Source organism: Actinomycetota bacterium, from assembly GCA_018333515.1.
Lineage (GTDB): Bacteria > Actinomycetota > Aquicultoria > Aquicultorales > Aquicultoraceae > Aquicultor.
Genome location: JAGXSZ010000001.1, coordinates 12783 through 32212 on the forward strand (window position 1 = coordinate 12783; position 19430 = coordinate 32212).

Here is a 19430-nt window from a genome sequence, read left to right on the forward strand (position 1 = left end):
TTATGTCCCCATCTCCCACGAATGAAGGTACTTATACTGCTCTTCCGTCAGCTCATCTATATCGATGCCCATGGAAGCGAGTTTGAGCCGCGCTATTTCCTGGTCGATATCGCTCGGCACGCCGAAGACGTCTTTCTCCATCTTCTTCGCCTCTTTTAGCATAAGCTCGGCGGCCAAGGCCTGATTCGCGAAGCTCATATCCATAACGCTGGCGGGATGCCCTTCGGCGGCGGCGAGATTTACCAGGCGGCCGTCGGCCAACAGATAGATGCGGCGGCCGTCTTTCATCAAAAACTCTTCGACGAACTCGCGGACCTCTCTGCGCGATTCGGACATCTCTTCGAGCGCCGCGATGTTTATCTCGACATTGAAGTGCCCGCTGTTCGCGATTATCGCCCCATCTTTCATCGCGTCGAAATGCGCGCGGTCGATGACATGGAGGTTGCCGGTGACCGTTACCCATAAATCGGCGATCTTCGCGGCCTCTATCGACGGCATCACGCGGTAGCCGTCCATAACGGCTTCTATCGCTTTGAGCGGGTCTATCTCGACGACGACGACATTCGCCCCCATGCCGCCTGCGCGCATCGCGACACCCCGGCCGCACCAGCCGTATCCGGTCACCACTAAGGTTCTTCCGGCGAGCAAAATGTTCGTCGCCCGCAATATGCCATCGACGGTGCTCTGTCCGGTCCCGTAGCGGTTATCGAAGAAGTGTTTGGTTTGGGCGTCGTTTACCGCGATAATCGGGTAGCGCAGGACTCCCTGCTCCGCCATGCTCTTGAGACGAATAACACCGGTCGTCGTCTCCTCGGTTCCACCGATAATCTCACCGACCTGGTCGACCCGGTCGGTATGTAAAACCGATACGAGGTCGGCGCCGTCGTCCATCGTGATTTCGGGATGAAAGTCGAGCGCCGCGTGGATGTGCTCATAATAGGTCTTGTCGTCTTCACCTTTTATGGCGAAGACCGGTATCTCGTAGTCCTTGACCAAGGATGCCGCTACATCGTCTTGCGTGCTCAGCGGATTCGAGGCGCACAGAACGACCTCCGCCCCGCCGGCCTTTAGCGTTCGCATCAGGTTTGCCGTCTCCGACGTGACATGGAGGCAGGCGGCCAGCTTTACGCCGTTGAGAGGCTTCTCTTTTTCAAACCGCTCCCGGATGAGGCGCAACACCGGCATATCTTTGTCGGCCCATTCGATTCTCTTCTTCCCGGTCTCCGCGAGACCGAGGTCTTTTACATCATACTTCATACTATCGCTCCTTTGCGGCTTACATTTTCTCTATGACTTTTATTATCAAACGGACCAAAGACTCCGATGACTTCCGCGCGGCGGCTATGACCTCTTCGTGGCTGACCGTGTGTCGCCCGCCGGAGACATTGGTTATCACCGCAAACCCCAGCACATCCAACCCGGCGTGGCGCGCTATTAGCACCTCGGGCACGGTCGACATACCGACGGCATCCGCCATCGTCGAATAATACTTTATCTCCGCGGGCGTCTCGTAAGCCGGGCCGAGCAGGCCGACATAGACGCCCTCCTTGAGCGGTATGCCCTCCGCTTCGGATACGCGGTGCGCCAACGCGAGATATTCACTATTATAGGCTTCGGTCATGTCCAAAAACCTCGGCCCTATCTCGTCGTCGTTCGCCCCCATTAAAGGGTTGGTCGGCATCATATTGACATGGTCCCTAATGGCCATTATATCGCCCTGCGCAAAATCCCGGTTGAGACCGCCGGCCGCGCACGTGACTATCAGAGTCTTCGCGCCGAGCCCGCTCAAAACCCTGACCGGATAGGATATGCCCGCCGAAGTATAGCCCTCGTAATAATGGAAGCGCCCCTGCATCACGGCTACGCGCTTGCCGGCCAGCATCCCGATGACCAGGTTGCCGAAATGGCCCTCGGTCGTCGGTCTCGGAAAATGCGGCAGTTCGTCATAGGTAAAGCGTTTGGCGTTTTCGACCTCGTCGACCAAACCGCCAAGGCCCGACCCTAAGATTATCCCAATATCGACGGTCCCCGCAACCCGCTCTTTGAGGTAACGAAGCGTCTCTTTGAGGTTTCGTCTAAGCTGCTCTACCAGCTCCATCAGCATTCCCCGCTCGAATTAGTCATCTATCAGTTTCTCTTATCGGTTATCGGCCATAAACAAAAGCATGTTGGTTTTAGGTTTGATTGTCAACCCGCCGCCGGGGCACATACTCCCTTAAGCGTTGTCCGCGGCGACCTGTTTGCCGGAGATTTTACCGCTAATCAGCCGCCGGATTATCGTTATCTCTTCGGCCCGCGCCAAAACCAGGACACCGAGATATAAAAGAGCGCCTACGCCTATCGCAACCCCTACGACCGTCAACTCGGCAAGCTTAGTACCGCCGGCAAGCGTCGCGCCCAGGTAAGATGCCGTAAACCACGCCCCCACCCCCATCACTACCGCCGCCAAGGAGGTCTTCGCGAACGAGACCAGCAGCTTCGCCTCGTCCAAGCCCTGGAGGCGCTTTCTAAGCGCGCCGAGCATAACCAAGGCCATGACACTCACGGCGATTGTGTAGCCGAGAGCGAGGCCTACGTGCGCGAACGGGCGGACAAGAACTATGTCGAGCGCTATCAGCAAGACTATAAAGACGAGCGACGCCTTGAGCGGAGTCACACCGTCATGGAGCGCGTAGAACGACCGGATGAGCAGCATATTAAGGCCCATGGCGACCAAGCCGAACGAGTACGCGGCAAGCGCCGTCGCCGTCGCGACCGTCGCGGTCGGCCCGAACGCCCCATGCTCGAATAACAGGCCTACAATCGGTTTGCTTAAGACAAAAAGACCGACCGATGCCGGCACCGCCACCATCGCGATAATGCGAACACCGAGCGAAATCGTATCGCGCAGCGCTTCCATATCCCTCGTCGCGGCCTGCCGGGAAAGCGTCGGAAACAAGACGATGGCGATTGCCGCGACGAGCGTGTTCAACGGTAGGCTGCCTACCTTGAACGCGTAATTGAGATACGATATGCTGCCGGTCTCGAGAAACGACGCAAACCACTTGTCGACGATAAGATTCGACTGACCGGCGGCTAGCGCGGCCAGCACCGGCAAGAATAATTTGGCGACGCTCTTTGCCCGCTCGCTTCGCAAATCGAGCACCGCCCGATACGGCAATCTTCGTTTCAACAGCGCCGGCAGCTGAATTAGCACTTGGCAAAGTGAAGCCGCAAGAAACCCGATGGCGGCGGCGTAGATACCCATCCGCTTCGCCAGAAAGATAATAGCCGCGACCATGATGACGTTTTGCACGAGCGCGACCAGGCTCGGCGTGGCGAAATGGTTATATGAATTTAGCGTCCCCGCCATCAGCCCGGATATACCGAGGAATACGAGGGCCGGGGCCATAATTCGCAACAAGCTCGACGCCAACGCTAACTGTTCACCCGAGGAGCCAAAACCCGGGGATACCAAAAGGACTACCTGCGGCGCGAAGACCATCAATGCCGCCACAATAAGACCGAACGCAATCAATAAGAGGTTGAGAATCGTATGCGCCAGGCGCCACGCTTCTTCTTCGTCGTCGTTGGCGAGCAACCCGCTAAATACCGGTATGAACGAGGCGCTCAGCGCCCCCATGACGACGAGACTGTATATGATGTTTGGTATGGTGAACGCGACGATAAACGCGTCGGTTTCAGCGGAGGCGCCGAACTTGTTGGCAATGACCATCTCGCGCGCAAAGCCGAATATCCGGCCCGAAAGAGTCGCTATGGTCACTATGCCCGCCGAGAGCGCAAGCGCCCTGCCTTTGCTCATGTATTATCTCCTCGCCCTCTTCCGGCCTGCGCACTCACCGTAGACGCGCCTACATCAAGCCCCGCTCACGTATGACGAGGTAGACGAATCTCGGTAGCGCTAAAATCCTTTTGAATCTCGTCGGTTGCTGAACGAACCGGTAGAGCCACTCCAAGCCGGCGCTCCTCACCCATTCGGGCGCGCGTTTTACCTGCCCGGCCATGACATCGAAACTCCCCCCGACACCGACGCACGCGGGGACACCGAGCCGGCGCAGATGCCCGGCAATCCATTTCTCCTGCTTGCCCATGCCCAAGCCGACGAGCAGGATATCCGGCTCGGCCCGTCTAATACGCTCGATGAGACCGGGCTCCTCTTGACTCGAAAAATAGCCGCTCTCGATGCCGACGATATTGAGGCCCGGGTAACGTTCCCGCAATTTCAGCGCGGCTTCTTGCGCGACTCCTTCTTCGGAGCCGACCATGTATATGCGGTAGCCCTTGCGCACGGCTACTTTAGCCATTTCCTCTATCATTTCGATGCCCGGAACACGAGTCCGCAGCTTACCCGCCCATACTATTCCAATGCTGTCGGGGACGACGAGATGCGCGCCGTGCAAAACCTTCCTAAACGCGTCGTCTTTTTTGGCCATGACCATCATCTCGGCATTGAGAGTAACGATAAGATGCGGCTTACGCTCGGCTATCAAGTCCTCAATCGCCGCTATCGCCTCATCCATCTCGAAGGCGTCGAAGCGAACTCCCAGGATGTAGCGCTCCTTGAGCAGTTCCTTCGCGAGCAGTGCGTTCCGCCTCGCTCTGCCGCGCGCCTCCTCTATCGAATAGCCCCAATTACCGCCGAGCGCCAAGAGCCGCTCTACTTCGGGGACGAGTTCTCGCTCATCGAGGTCGCGGCAGGCTACAGATGCGTGAGCGCCGACGGTTTTAGAAAATTCATCGACCTTAGGGTCGTAAGCCACCGGAAGAAACGGGATGCCCTGAAGCGCCGCGAAGAGATTGGAGTGAAGGCGCATCCCCACCAAAACATCGAGTTCGCCGATGACACCCATAACCTCCGACGGCAGCTCGATTCCATTTATAATAGTGGCGGGTTCTTTCATCCGCGCCGTTATCTGCTCGGCCACCGAGTCGTCTCGCTTCGTATGAAACGGGATGAACACGATGCTCGACCCGGTGCGCGCCTTGATGCTGTCGGCGGCCGCCGCTAAGCGCCCATACTCTATGCCGCGCCAGGCCCGCAGGGCGAAACCTACGACAGGCCGGTCCAATCCTTTAAGCCTCGACATCCGTACCGGCTTGAGAAGGAGCGCCGGGTCACCGGTGACGACCACTTCGCGACGGACTTTCATTTCTTGGAGTATTTTTTTAGAGCCTTCGTCGCGAACCGCTATCACGTTCGCGCCCGATATCGCCAATTTGGTGAGAAACCTGCTGAAATATCTGTTCAGCGGGCCTATTCCTTGCCCGTAAATCATTATGGGGACGCGCTCGGCGCGCGCCAGCAAAAGAAGCGAGCAGTAGTAGACAAGGCTTCTCACGCTGGTGACATCCTGCAAAAGCCCGCCGCCCCCGCTGATAAAAAGGTCGCTCTTCTTTAAAGCTTGGCGCACCGAACCGACCGAGCGCGGAATAGCTTTGACTCCATACCTGGCCTCTGTCTCAAGAGGACGGTACGAAGCCACCGTTATTTCAGCGTTGGGCACTTCGCTCCTGAGCGACGTGACCATCGCCGAGAGTATCGCTTCGTCACCCGTATTGCCAAACCCGTAATATCCTGAAATCAGTACTTTTTTCATAACTACCTTAGACTGCGGCGATCATGTCGGCGGTTCATTCGATTAAATAATCTTATCAAAAGAGGGTTTACTTTGCGCCTTTTTTTAGCGGAACTCTAAAAATGCGGGGTGGTTTTTGTCGGCTCCCAACTCCCATTAAAGTCGCCACCTCTGGAACCGATATATAACCGTAGTTATATCATTCGCCCGCGCGTCGGATAAAACCGGCGGCGCGGCGTAAGTTTTGCATGCGGCGCACATACCCTGAAAAGCATGGACAATTCGCAAAAGGCAAGTCGAGAGGATGGTTGTAGTGAGTTTCCGGCCACGTATCGCTCTAATCGCGGCGCTGGTAGTCTTGATATCATCCCTGGCGGTTGGAGCCGCGGGCGCTGTCAGCCTAACCGCCGACGAGCAATACATGCTCAACCTCGTCAACAAAGAGCGTCGCGCCAATGGCCTGAAGGCACTCGAAATCGACCCTAAACTCACCTTCATGGCCCGCCGCTACGGCCAAGAGATGATCACGCACGACTTCTTCAGCCATGATTCTCCGATCTCCGGGTCTCTGCTCGACCGGGTTCTGGCGTCCGGTGTATCCGACGGATGGCTCCTTGCGGGTGAGAACCTCGCAGGCGCACCCTCGGTCGAGGCCGCGTTCAAGGGGCTTATGGGGAGCCCGACACACAAGGCGAACATGCTGGAGGCAGAGTATACGCACGTCGGCATCGGCTCGGTCGATGGCGGACCGTACGGGAAGATGTTCGCGCAAGAATTCATCGCCTACCCCAAGAGCATGTTTTTCGTATCGCGCGACCCCAATTACGACCTGCTCGTCTACATTAACGACAAATTGCTCTGCGCCGACCCCCCTTCGTTTATCCGTCAAGGGCGCACGTTGGTGCCGGTTAGAAAGTTCTTCGAGGAACTCGGCGGCGCGGTTGCATGGGATAGTGCGGGCGATTTAATAACCATTGACCACAACGGTATCAACATCGAGCTTACCATCGGCGACAACATAGCCCTCGTCAACGGTGAACCTGTCATCTTAGATGTCCTGCCGTCGATGAAGGCGAGCGCGACCTTCGTCCCCTTGCGGTTCATCGCCGAGTGCCTCGGTGCTCGGGTCTCCTGGAACACCAACCTAAGGACCGTCACCGTACAGTCGGCAGGCGCATCCGGCAACCTTTAAACAGACAAGACCGTGTAACTTGGGAGTCCATAGCCCGCTCAGGCTAATACAACGAGTTCTTGATGACCCGCGCCGCCTCAGCCCTGCTCATCGCCTGCTCCGGTCGAAAGTAATTCCCCGGGTAACCCGTGATGACAGAGGCGTTGCGGGCCGACATAACCGAAACAAACCCCCAGTGCCCGGGAGACACATCGTTAAAGGCCGTCCCCGAGTAATTAAGAGAATAGACCCCGCTGCGCAATAATATCGCGGCCATTTCCACGCGTTTTATCCGCGCCTCGGGCCCGAAGACGTTCTCCCCATAACCGCTGATTATTCCCAAGTCATAGGCGGCCTCGATATACGGCCACGACCAGTGCGCGGATGAAACATCCTTGAAGTAACCGCTGTAAGAGGATTTCTTCGAAAATCCGAGTGATTCGACGAGCATCTTGACAAATTCCGCCCGTCCGACCGCCTTGGCGGGCATGAAAATACCTCCCGGATAACCGGCGAGGACTTTTTCCGATGCGAGAATTTCGATGTCCTCAAATGCCCAGTACTCCGACCCCACGTCGGAGAAGGTCTGCTTATAGCAGGTTATCTCGGCGCTTGCGGTATTGCCGTTCTTGTCGTAAGCCCGCGCTTTTATCGTATTCTTGCCGAACAAGTCGCCCGTGCCGATGTTGAAGACATACGGCGGCGCGGCAACGGTGCCTTGCCGAACGCCGTTAAGGTAAAACTCGACGAAGGCGATGTCGGTGCTTGTCGAGGACGCATTGACTAAAACCGGCATAATCGATTTGGTGATTTGCGTGTTGTTCGCCGGGGAGACAATCGCTACCGCCGGTTTCGTGCCGATAGTGCTTATCTGAACGGCTTTCCCGGCATTTATGCGCCCGTGTCCATAGTAGCGATCCCAGCCGGCGACGCCGAGGTCGTCCGCGCTAACGCTCATAATACCCTCGACACGTTCGGGTGTAAGCGCCGGGTTTATGGCGAGCAAAAGCGCGGCGAGCCCGCTGACGAAACCGGTCGCCATCGAAGTGCCGCTATTCACCTCGTAGGCCTTTCCGTCATATGATTTTGACGCTAAAAAGGTCGATAGAATATTGAGACCGGGCGCGACGACATCGATGTGCCGACCGAAATTCGACTTGTGAATCCAAGCGTCCTTGCTGTCCACCGCGCCCACCGCGACAACACCTTCATAGGCTGCCGGGTAGTTGGAGACGCCGCTCCCGTCGTTGCCGATGGCCGCCACAATAAGCGCGCCCTTGCTTTGCGCGTACCTGACCGCTTCGCCGAGCGTCTTCGACGGCGTCGGCCCGGCCAAGCTCATATTGATGATTCGCGCGCCGTTGTCGGCCGCCCACATCAAGCCCAGCGCGATACTCACATCGTCGCCGAAACCTATATCGTCCAAGACCTTTACCGGCATTATCCGGGCGGTCGAGGCTATCCCCGCAACCCCGAGCGCGTTGCCGGTCTTGGCCGCGATAATACCGCTGATGTGCGTCCCGTGACCGACCTCATCGGTAAAATTTTCGTCGCTCCCCTGTTTTCCGCTCCCGTCGACAAAAAAGCGTCTGCCTAAGACCTTGCCGCCGTTGGATGTATTTATCGCCAGCGAATCTTTGAGGTCCTCGTGGTTCGCATCGACTCCCGTATCGAGCACCGCGACTTTTACCTGCGTCTGAGCCGACCCCGCTAACTCCCATGCCTTGCCCATGCCTATCTTAGGCAAGCCCCACTGGTCGGCGTAGAGCGGGTCGTTCGGTACAAAATTGGTCGCTTTTCTTCTGTAGTTGGGCTCCGCGAACTCAACCAGGCCGCTATTCATGTAGTGGTGGGCCGCCTCATCGACCGCACCGCTCTCGATAACCACGCGCACGATATCGAGTCTTTTAATAGTCGACAACGGGCGGGCGGCGACTTCTCTGTGAAGCGCTTCGGCTGCCGCCCGGTCGGCGCCGGGTTTAAAGCGGACCAGAAGTTCACCGGGCCTGGCGGCACCCTCAGAGGCCGCGCCGACGCTCTTCGTGTGCGCACCATTGCTTGCGGTCACACCTGCCGCGTATCGGGTGTTGCCGGCGGGATTGGCTCCGACCGCCGCGACGGGCAAGCTGAGATAGGACAGTATCAGGAAGAAACAAACGAGGATTGCGGTCTTGCGCAAATTCCCGCCATGTGGAAAGCCCATCTATCAACCACCTAAACTTCGACGTAACACAGCTGCAACTATAAATGTAACGATTCTAACATATATCGCAGTCCAATGTTAAGGCAAAAGACGGCCCTAGGCAATAGGGCGCCTTCATTATTAGTATCATATTTGCGTAACTTTATCATTGAACTTATCGTCTAAGAATGTTACCATGTCTTTTGACATAGCAATCTGCCGTATCCGGCACATACCGCTGTGAACAGCAATAGTCCTTTTTTCCCGAAGTTTAGCCCAAGCGGCTGCCGGACAACCGGCCGCGAGGAAAACGACTGACCGGATTCTAGAAAACCCGAATAACAGGTGATATCATGAGGCGCACTATTTCCGCGATAGCGCTGCTTGCAACCCTAATACTCAGCTTCACGCCGGCGGCATTCGCCGCGCCCGGCAGCTCTTTTTCAGACGTCGATAAAGATTATTGGGCCGCCAAACAGATTCTCTCGCTCGCCGACCACGGCATAATCAGGGGCGGCGAAGACGGCCGGTTCAGGCCGGCGGACGGTTTGCGCCGGGGCGAGTTGGCAAAACTTCTTTCCGAAGCGTTTCTGCTCAAGCAAGCGACCGGCTCTGTAGATTTTAACGACCTATCCAGTGACCACTGGGCGGCTCAGTTTATCTCAAAAACCATCGGAGCGACCTGGATGAACGGGTTCCCCGATGAGACATTCCGTCCCGACGACGCCACCACCAGAGCGCAAGTAGCGAAGATTCTCGTCCAGGCAAAAGGTTATTCCCTCGCGAGTATCGGCACCGGTTCCTTTACCGATGTGGCGAGCGCCCATTGGGGTCAACCGTACATCGAGGCCGCCGCCGAGAACTACATAATCACCGGTTATCCGGACGGCACGTTCCGCCCAAACGCACCCATCACCAGAGCCGAGGCCGCCGCGCTCATATACCGTTCGCTCGTCGGCAAAGACTTTGTCATCGAAACCTCAACGGTAAATGAGATAACGTACGAAAAACACCGCCGCTTTCAAAACTCGGGGCCTTTCAGTATTCATGTCTTGAAAATACCGAAATACGCGGCGGCCGCTACCAATCCGGGGCTGGGCGGAGACCGGCTCCTCGGTCTCGAAAAGCTGAGTTCACTCGCCAAACGCAAAAACGCCATAGCGGGCGTTAACGCCGATTTCTTCTCGAGCGACGGCAAGAGCGGCTGCAGCGGGCTCCTCGTCGACGGGCAGATTCTCTCCTCCCCTATCAACGAGCGGTCGCACTTCGGCTTCTCGGGCGACCGGAGTACCTTTATAGATAGGGCGTCCCTCGTTGCTTCGCTTACCTTCGAGACGACGAGCGGCGTCGAGAAGACCGGCGTCATATCATGGGTCAACAAGGCGCGAGATATGGTGCCCTCCAAGGACACGATAGTCGCGTATACGCCTTTTTACGGTCCGTCGACACTGACCAACGGCAACGGCACCGAAGTCGAATTGCGAGTCGATAAAACGGTTACTCCGGGGAGCGAGATAATCGGAACGGTCGTAGATGTGAGGTACGGCACGGGAAACAAGGCCATCCCGCTCGACGGGATAGTCCTCTCGGGAATCGGCTCGGGCAAGACCTTCCTGACCAATAACATTTGGATAGGCGCCACCGTCAGGCTCAATTTCAATCTCAAGCCGTCCTGGCGCGACGACACCAAAGCTATCGGCGGAGGTCCGCGTCTTGTCAGGGATGGCCGGGTAAGCGTCGAAAACGAAGGGTTCGAGTCGCGCATCGTCTCGAAGCGGCATCCGAGAACCGCGATAGGCATCGACCCGCAGGGCAACCTCATAGCCCTCGTCGTCGACGGCCGGATGAGCTTCTATAGCGTGGGGATGACCTTAACGGAGCTGGCCGAAGAGATGAAGTATCACGGCGCCGTCGATGCCATGAACCTCGACGGCGGGGGCTCGAGCACCCTCTACTTCAACGGAGCTGTCCGCAACTACCCCAATGAGGACAAGGGCGAGCGCGCGATAAACAATGCGCTGCTGTGGTATTAGTCGTTTACCATCCTATAGACGCAGGTAGCGGTCTCCGAGCGCAGGCAGCCGGCGTTGGGCTTGAACGTACCGTCGGCATACCCGTTTATAATCCCGTTCGACGCGGCTATCGTAATATAATCCCGAGCCCAGTGGTCACTGACATCTGAAAAACTCGACGCGCCCGCCCGCGCCCGCAACCCCCCGGCCTGAACAAGCATCTTCACCATCTCAGCGCGTGTGATAAGGCCGTCCGGACGGAACGAGCCGTCGCCGTATCCCGAGATATAGCCTAGGTCGGCGAGGGCCGCGATATAGTCCCCGGCCCAATGTCTTTTCGTGTCGCGAAAGACTTTGCTCCCGCCGGCGCTTATTTTAAATGATTTCGCAACCAGCGTCGAGAACTCGGCGCGTGTGATAGGGTTTTCCGGACGGAGCGAGCCGTCGGGATAGCCCGAGAGCATGCCCTGCTTGATTAGCCACTGGATATATTGATAGGCCCAATTGTCGGCCTCGGAATACTTCGCGGCGCGTACCGAGACATCGACCACGCCGCCGAAATCGGCCGTCCAGTACCATTGGTATTTGGCGTCGGCGTCGTATGCCCTGGCTAGCCCGACCGCCTTATAGGCCTTACCGAGCATGATGGTATTATGGCCGGGCGACGATTTCCAGGCCGCAAAAGCGTCGGCCGCCCTCCATTGACCGGCGGCGATATTCTCGCCGAGGGCGGTATTATAGGTATAACCCGCCGCTTTTATCCGGTCGGAAAAGTCGGCGCCGCTCAGAGATTTGTGGGAGAAATAATCTTTTGCGGCCATATCGCGGCTGTGGCCGGCCGCGGCTTGCGTCAAGCGTTCCGAAAGAACCAATTCTCCAAGGCCTTTGCCCGCCCGGTAATCGTTTATCAAATCGAGAAGCGCGAACTCTTCGAAGGTCGCAGCGGTAGAGGTAGCCGGTGCGGCAATCGATAAGATGAGCATCATGACCAAAGCGGTGATTATTCGATCAATAATCGTATCCTCCTTTGCTGTGAAAACGGCTGCTTCCATAAGTATGTCTTAAACTGCGACTATTGACACGTCTGTTCTTTCAGCAAGTATAAGGATTGCATGCAAGTCTAAGGATTGCATAGTTCTCACAAATAGTAAAGCCCTTGACTTATTGTGCAAGCGCCTACTTATAGACCGCTCGCTTGTTGTAACGGGCTCGACTCGCCAACAGTTACGGGCTTATCGAAAAGATTATCTTGGCGGACTCGGCTCGACTGGCGCCGCCGACCGGCCGGAACGTCCCGTCCGGATATCCGTTGATAATGCCGGAGTTCCGCGCGGTCATTATCGGCACGTACGCCCAAAAGTCCGATGCGACGTCCGAGAAGAGTTCTCCGGAGGCGTTCTCGTTGGCGTTTGCGGCATTGACGACGATTTTAGCCGCCTCGGCGCGGTTTATAATCACATCCGGCCTGAAATTGCCGGCCGCGTCACCACTGATTATGTTCAATGCTTTAGCGGCTTCGACGTAAGGCGAGACCCAATGCGCGGATGAGACATCGGGGAAATATCCATTATGCGCGGTAAGCGTATCGATGCCGTTCGCCGTGACGACCATTTTTATAAACTCCGCTCTGGTGACCGCGCTCGTCGGCTTGAAGGTCCCGTCGCCATAGCCGCTAACCACGCCTTTCTTGACCAGCGAAAAAACGTATTGAAAACACCAATCGTCCGTCCCGATGTCTTTGAAAAGGCCCGCCTTGGCGGCCATCAGCGACGGATACGGATTAATTGGATTCTTATAGCCGCCCTGGTGAATTTCGAAATGGAGGTGCGGACTCGATTCCTCGGCATTCCCGCTATCCCCCACGTATGCTATGTGCTCCCCTGCTACCACCCTCGACCCGTTGACTATCCCGGGGGCATAGGCGTTCCGCGGCCCGCCCATCCCGTCGTCGGTGCCGGGCGTGTCGTTGTTGAGATGGACATAATAATAGGCGTTGCCGTCGTCGCCCTTGAGCATGAGGTTGTAGTACGGGAGGCCGTTGGCGGTGCTGGTCTGCTCGCCGTTGTTGAGCCGTGAAATGACGCCGTCTACCGCGGCTACGAGCGGGGTCATCTTCGCCGCCATGATATCGGTGCCCTCGTGCGTGCGGGTGCCGCCGCCGCGCGGGGCGCCGAAGGTATCGGTGAAACCGCATTCCCCGTTGACCGGAAAGACGATAGGAATTACCGTGGCCGCCGCCGCCTGGGTCGCAAAAGCGAATAAAAGACAGAGGGAAAAAAATAGCGGTAAAGCGCTTCTTCTAATTCGCCAAGCACTTCTCTTGATTCGATATTCGCTGTGACGCATGGGTTCTCCTTTTTGGGGTCTAGGCTCCAAATCTTGCTACATATAAATAGTTAAACGGTTGCCTGCTTAGAAAGATACCACATTATTATTGGATAACCGAATAAATCATCTTGCTCGCCTCGGCCCTCGATGCGAGACCGTCCGGCTTGAAGACGCCGCCCGGATAGCCGCCGACGATGCCCTTGTTCTTGGCGGTCATTACCATCTCGTAAGCCCAATGGCTGGCGTCGATATCCGTAAACCCGGTGCCGCTCTTATCGACAGGATATGTTTGTGAGCGGACGACCATCGCGCATATCTCGGCCCGCTTGATGTTGTTTCCGGGTTTGAAGACGCCGCCCGGATAGCCGCCGATAACACCGCGCGCTTTCGCCGTCTCGATGTAGGAGTACGCCCAGTGGCTCGCCGGGACATCTTTGAAGGACGGCGAAGCGGGAGTCGCCGGCGTCCAGCCCGAGGCGACGACTATCATCTTCGCGAACTCGGCCCTGGTCACACTATTGCCGGGGCGAAACGTGCCGTCGCTGTAGCCGCCGACTATTTTCATCGCCGCCAGGCGACCGATGAAGGCATAGGCCCAGTGTTCGCGTCCGACGTCCTTGAAGAGCACCGGCTCGAGCAGCTCATCGATGACGAGCGCTACCCTGACGCTGGGGTCGCTTTCGAGCGACCCGCCAGCTGCGGCCGTCACGTAATAATAGTAGGTCTTCAAACCTTCGACCGTCCCATCGACATACGTTGCCGCACCGACATCGCCCGAGTTGAGCTTGGCGCCCGCCGCTTTGACGTCTTCGGCACGGTAGATATTATATCCGGTGAGGCCGGTCGCGGTCACCGGATTCCAGGTAAGCGTAACCTTGCCCTCTTTATACGAGGCTTTTAAGCCGGTCGGCGTCGGTGGTTTGCCTCCGGGCTCTGCTCCGCCGCCTCCGCCGCCGCCTGCTCCTCCGCCGGTTCCGCCACCGACAGGGCCGTCCGCGCCGGCGCCGCCGCCCGGTCCGCCTCCGCTCTCACCGACGACCATGGTGAAGTCGATGCCGGGCACGGTGTTTGGGGCGCCGACAAAGATCTTGTCGGCCGTTTCGAATGTCGTCTTGCTATTATAATATGCGTCCATATAGCCGATTTGGTAGGCCTGAACCTTATAATAGCCGGACGCTAGACCAATGACCGTATAGTTACCCGAAGCATCGATCGAAGCCTGGCGCATATACCTGTTGACATCGAGAAGGCCGCTGTTGAGCACCGGTATGGCAAAGACCGTCGCCGCGGGCGCACCGGTCACTCTGCCGGTCACTCTTCCGCCTACGTACATCGACACGTCGATGTTATTGGTGGCGACACCGCCTTCGACCCCGACTACGTTCGCGGTATCCCAAGTAGGCTTGCCGTTATAGAGCTGGAATATATATTGGCGCGCGTCATCGTTTTGGGCGAGCGCGGCATTGATGATTACCTTATAGCCTCCCGCCGGAAGCCCCCCTATCGCGTAGGCGCCGGCGGAGTCGGTGAAAGTCTTATAGGTGCCGCTCCTCGCGGGGTCAAAATTACCGGTCGCATCGACCGGCATGGCCTCGACATACATGCCTTGAATCGCCGTTCCGGTTCCGGCCGCGGTCGTCTTGCCGGATATGCTCCCGCTTGAGACGGCGTTTGCCGTAAACGAGATCGACAGCAGCACCGTAGCGCAGATTGCTGCGATGGTAAGCGATAGTCTCTTTCGATGCATGTGAGCCCCCGGAAAAGCCGATTTACGCCAATCAAAAACATGAGAACTGTCAAATAAACCCATATGTTTGTATCGGCCGCATATTCGGGGGGCTTTAATAAGGATACGCGTTAAGGACTACCCGCTCAGAGTCGGTTATCACCATCTATGGGCGAAGCACTGTTATCGGCGCTCAACCCTGCTATTCCATCATCACCGCTATCATTTTGGCTGCTTCGGCTCGTGTTGCGTTGGCCGACGGGCGAAATGTGCCGTCCGGGAAACCGGATACCACGCCGTTTTCTTTAGCGGTCGCGACATAAATCTCGGCCCAGTGCCCGTTGCAGTCCGGGAACGCGTTGAAGGTCTCCCCGAGGCGATATTGTTTTGCATACGCTACTATTTTGCATATCTCGGCGCGTGTTATGTTGGCATTCGGACGGAAACGCCCATCTTTGTATCCATCGATAAAGCCTAGCGATTTAGCTTTCTCGATATGGCCTTGCGCCCAGTGCCCGCCGGTATCCTTAAAGGACGGCGCCGCACCACCCAGCGGGGTCTCGCCCAACGCGGCTAATACTATTTTGCAGAACTCGGCGCGTGTTATGTTGGCATTCGGACGGAAACGCCCATCTCTATACCCGTCTATAATGCCCGCCGTGACCAGTTTCTTGACATAGGCCATGTACCAGGCGGCTGCCGGCGTGTCCTTAAATGTAAGGTCGGGCAAGACCGCGGTGAGCGAAGCCGTCGCGTAGTCGGAGGGCGCACTCTCTTTGCCGTCTGAGCCGACGGTAGTCACCCAATAATAGTAAGTGATGTCCGTCTCGACCGCCGTGTCGGAATATGATGTCGTCGTCAGCGGCGAACTATTGATTCGCGCCACCAGGCCGGCCTCGGTTCCCCGGTAGATATTGTAACCGGCTATCCGGGGCGCCGACGATTGCATGGTTGCGGTGTTCCAGGTAAGTGTTATCTTTCCGTTACCCGCCTCGGCCTTCAAACCGATCGGCTCCGGCAAAACCGCCGGGGGTGTGTCGTTGTCATCGCCCGAAGGGCCGCCACTGCCGCCGGAGGGGCCGCCGCCCGTGTTTGGACCGGGTTTAACCGGCGGCGGCGGCGTCGGTCTGACCCCAATGCCGATAACATATGGTAAACCGTTGCCAGCATCGTTCGCCTGAACCCAGTATTTCCATTCTCCGGGCGGCGCGTTCGTAACAGAGACGGTGGCTAAAGACGAGTTCTTCGCGGTTGCCGCATGTAACTTGCCGTCAGGCTGCAACACACTCAACACGTATTCGCCCGACTGCACGGCCAATCTTGCTTTTACATCTTTAGCCGCGCCTATGTTTATTCCACAAGCCGTCGATGTCTCACCGGCGCTTAAACGGCCGACATTTATCTTCTCCACAGCATAACCTTCAGCCTTAAGGTTAGCCTGCATAGCGCTTATCTCTCGTCCCGCGAGCGTGCTCAGAGCACAATAGGTGAGAAGTTTGCGGCCGTTTTCGTCGAGCGCGCCGTTTTCAGGGTTTGCGTAATAGCTGGTGTAGAGGACGCGTCCCAGCCCCTCGTTGAAACCCGCAACCAGAGGTTTATTGTTGAGGACGGTTGAGCCGCCTGCGCCTGTTTTGATATTGCCGGAAACATAAACATCCACCTCAGGTGCAACTTTATCGATTGAGACCCACGGCGCAATTTTACTGAAGTCGAGTGTCAAATTCGCCGGGCTGGTCAGTCCTAGGTAATCCGCAAAGCCGCCGTCCTCGACGCGCGCATTGATTTTCTGCGCGACCGTAATCCACGGATTGGCCTTAAACGTGAGTTTTCCCGGAAAGGCCGCGTTCATCAAGCCAAATGATGCATCCGATATATAGAGCGAGCCGCCGTCCTCGACAAACTCTTTGATTGCCGAGACACTGCCGCTTGAAAAGGCTACGCTCGATGAGTTGATAAAGAGCGCTTTGAGATTAGCTTTCAGTCGCCCGGCGTCCGCGAGGTCGTCTTCGGTAATGACCGACACCCGGTAGCCCATATCCTGCAGCAGTGACTCGATTTGCTCAAAAGCGATGTTGGCGGCACCTTCGGGGACCATTACGCCTATATCGGTCTTGTTAAGCCCGAAGACGGTCGCTGTATTCTCGGTAAGGTCAATCGTTGTGCGAATGGCCTCGTGGCCGAGGCGCGTTATATAGATGCCGTACTCCCCGGCGGGCAGGTCGAATCGGAACGACCCGGAAGTCGGATTGTACTGCTGCGTGAACACGCCGTCGCCTTTGAGGATTCTCACCCTGGCACCATTTAAAGAGTCGCCGGTAGGGGTAGCGGTATCTACAACCTTGATAGCGAGGTCGAAATTCGTTTTGCTCGATGAAGGAAATACCCTCGCATTGCTTACGGTCTCCGATGTCACGCCGGCGCTGCCCCCGACCTTAAGCTCGACCGGCCCGGAGGCCGTCGATGTACCGACATTATATTCAATGTCGCTAAGAATGATGCTCCCCGCCGTGGTGGTGGTCGATTGACTTACACGCCATGTGGCTTTGGTGTTACCCTCCGACAAGAGCGCCTTCGGGTCGGCGAGCTGAAGTCTCAAGGGTGTCGCGTTCGGCCCCGACGCGAAGGTCACGCCGGGGGTGAGAAGCCTTACCGTCACCTCGTTTGCAGTAGTCGTAGAGGTGAGCGAAGTCGGCTTGATCTCTCTTATCTCGATAACCCCGGCCGTTCTAGTCGTATCCCCCGCCGTTTTAGTCGTATCCCCCGCGTAGACAATCGGTTGAAAAAGCGCTCGGCTCGCTGTGCCGAAGATAAGCTCCATTTGCGTCAGGTTGCCGTTGGGATGGAGCGAGGAGACCCATATGCGGTCGTTTAGGCTAAAATTTGAAATAGCCCTAAAAGAGCCTGAGCTATCGGCATTGGTGATGGTATGGGTATCAACATTCGAATCCGCGGGTCTAACGGTGAGGCAAACAATGCTCCCGCCATCGGTCTTCCCCGAGACGACCCCGGGATTGAAATCGGCGGCGGCGAAAAGATTCGTCGTAAAGACGGTACTCTGCTTGCCCGCTTTTACGACTACACGATTGCCGTTCTTGATGTCTATACCGGAACCCCCGAGTTTCGCCTCGAAATATCCATCCTTATTTGTACGGGCCGCCGCTGTCCCCGTCTTTAATACCCCGTCATAGATCTCGATTGTGGCGGTCGTCTCCGGCATATAATTGAACCCGATTACGGCGTCCGCCGTAAGGTCGGCCAGAGCAAACGGCGTCGAGGTCGTCTCCGGCACCGATGATGCGAGCACCCCTCCCGACCCTCCGCCGGATGCGGCTATAGCTGTGGCTACCATCGCACATAAGACAAACGATATGGTTAATATCGCTAAACGACCTTTGCGCGCATAACGCTGTAAGCGCGCATCCAAAAAACGTAACTTAGTCATCGACCGCCATCTCCCCTCTTCGATATCGCGCAATACTAAAGCTAGAGAGACTATTGCCCAGCGGAATTAACGATAAACGCCATTAGAAAAAGCACATTTTATATGCCCTAGCGCATACTGCTCTTACCTGTGGTTTTAGATATAGTGACCGTGTGGTAGCACGGTGCCTATTTAGGGGTATGACTGGAGGGCTACTAGCCGAAAGGATGGGGTGTTAACTTAGCAGTTCTAAGAATTCTTCCCTGGAAAGATCGCATTCGGCGAGAATCCTTCTACTTGATGGCTATTATAGCGCTTTGTGCTGTTGCATATGTGAAATTCATTTCAAAACCATAGCTCTTCAAAAAGTCGCATAATTTTACTGGAATCGAATATCTGAAAGGATTTTCTCGTAATCTGCGGCAAGCGAGTCAAACGTATTCGCCGCATCCCCGAATGTAATCTGATAAAGCGATTCGCCAACAAAAAGATAGACATATTCATATTTCATCTGTATACCGTATGCTTTGGATGTAAAGAAGAATTTCCGGGCATCCTTGCCGTCAACCGTTATGGCCTCCGTCTCACCTTCGTATTTAATATCTTGAAACTCGCCATCTATAGCGGCTTTTGCTTCTTTAACAACATCTTCCAGGGTCTTGCCCTGATTAAAGTTGTCTTCCACCACCATAAAGCTGGCGCCGTTTTTCAAGTATTGTACCGCCACGGTCGAGCCTTGCACCGTATTCCAGCCAGCGGGAGGAACAATCGAAACTTTGGCCTCCTTCTGCGGCGTTTCAGCCTTCGGTGTGGACGCTGTCGATTGGCCCTCATTGCCGGCCTGCGGCTGACTTGTATTCTCACTTTTCGGTGCGTCACCGCAGCCGGACAATAGTGCAAGCACAAAAACCAGGGCAATAAACATGATTAGCATTTTTTTTGTTTTCAATTTAAAATCTCCTTCCCTTCCATCAGTTAGAATAGAGGGCCCTTTCTAGGCCCCCTGTTTTATCG

12 protein-coding genes are annotated in these 19430 nt (G+C 56.3%); 2 read left to right on the forward strand and 10 right to left on the reverse strand.

All coding sequences use genetic code 11. The features are described 5' to 3' along the window. The 4 genes from KGZ93_00080 to csaB all read right to left on the reverse strand — a co-directional run bounded on the left by KGZ93_00080 (position 1) and on the right by csaB (position 5597). Positions 1–1257, reverse strand: coding sequence for an adenosylhomocysteinase (locus tag KGZ93_00080; GenBank protein MBS3908022.1), 1257 nt, complete (start codon positions 1255–1257; stop codon positions 1–3). A gap of 19 nt (positions 1258–1276) precedes the next feature. Beyond that, positions 1277–2098 (reverse strand): purine-nucleoside phosphorylase, encoded by an 822-nt coding sequence (locus KGZ93_00085; GenBank protein ID MBS3908023.1) that lies wholly within the window; start codon positions 2096–2098, stop codon positions 1277–1279. A 117-nt stretch (positions 2099–2215) separates the two neighbouring features. Beyond that, positions 2216–3802, reverse strand: coding sequence for a murein biosynthesis integral membrane protein MurJ (gene murJ, locus KGZ93_00090; GenBank protein ID MBS3908024.1), 1587 nt, complete (start codon positions 3800–3802; stop codon positions 2216–2218). A 49-nt stretch (positions 3803–3851) separates the two neighbouring features. Continuing rightward, positions 3852–5597: a polysaccharide pyruvyl transferase CsaB gene (gene csaB, locus KGZ93_00095; GenBank protein MBS3908025.1), complete on the reverse strand. Its 1746-nt coding sequence runs from the start codon at positions 5595–5597 to the stop codon at positions 3852–3854. 292 nt (positions 5598–5889) lie between these two features. Between csaB and KGZ93_00100 the strand changes: the two genes are divergently transcribed. Beyond that, on the forward strand, positions 5890–6768 hold the full coding sequence (locus tag KGZ93_00100) for a hypothetical protein (GenBank protein ID MBS3908026.1): 879 nt from the start codon (positions 5890–5892) through the stop codon (positions 6766–6768). A gap of 43 nt (positions 6769–6811) precedes the next feature. On the opposite strand, the gene KGZ93_00105 is transcribed toward KGZ93_00100, so the two are convergent. Continuing rightward, on the reverse strand, positions 6812–8950 hold the full coding sequence (locus KGZ93_00105; GenBank protein ID MBS3908027.1) for a S8 family serine peptidase: 2139 nt from the start codon (positions 8948–8950) through the stop codon (positions 6812–6814). Between the two features lie 332 nt (positions 8951–9282). Here KGZ93_00105 and KGZ93_00110 point away from each other — a divergent pair, with 332 nt between their 5' ends. After that, positions 9283–10962 carry an S-layer homology domain-containing protein gene (locus tag KGZ93_00110; protein ID MBS3908028.1) on the forward strand — a complete coding sequence of 560 codons (1680 nt, stop codon included), beginning with the start codon at positions 9283–9285 and terminating at the stop codon, positions 10960–10962. Here the strand turns inward: KGZ93_00110 and KGZ93_00115 are convergent. The 5 genes from KGZ93_00115 to KGZ93_00135 form a co-directional block, all read right to left on the reverse strand. Beyond that, complete coding sequence (locus KGZ93_00115; protein MBS3908029.1) at positions 10959–11993, reverse strand: S-layer homology domain-containing protein; 1035 nt, start codon at positions 11991–11993, stop codon at positions 10959–10961. The two genes, KGZ93_00110 and KGZ93_00115, sit on opposite strands and share 4 nt — an antisense overlap. Before the next feature lie 172 nt (positions 11994–12165). Further along, a complete protein-coding gene (locus tag KGZ93_00120) occupies positions 12166–13287 on the reverse strand; it encodes an S-layer homology domain-containing protein (GenBank protein MBS3908030.1) in 1122 nt (373 codons plus the stop codon). 85 nt (positions 13288–13372) lie between these two features. After that, the gene (locus KGZ93_00125; protein MBS3908031.1) at positions 13373–15016 is read right to left on the reverse strand and encodes an S-layer homology domain-containing protein; all 1644 of its coding nucleotides are present in this window, start codon (positions 15014–15016) and stop codon (positions 13373–13375) included. Positions 15017–15197: 181 nt separating this feature from the next. After that, complete coding sequence (locus tag KGZ93_00130) at positions 15198–18437, reverse strand: S-layer homology domain-containing protein (protein ID MBS3908032.1); 3240 nt, start codon at positions 18435–18437, stop codon at positions 15198–15200. A 358-nt stretch (positions 18438–18795) separates the two neighbouring features. Further along, entirely contained in the window at positions 18796–19365 is a 570-nt protein-coding gene (locus KGZ93_00135) for a hypothetical protein (GenBank protein ID MBS3908033.1), read from the reverse strand. Positions 19366–19430: the final 65 nt, after the last annotated feature.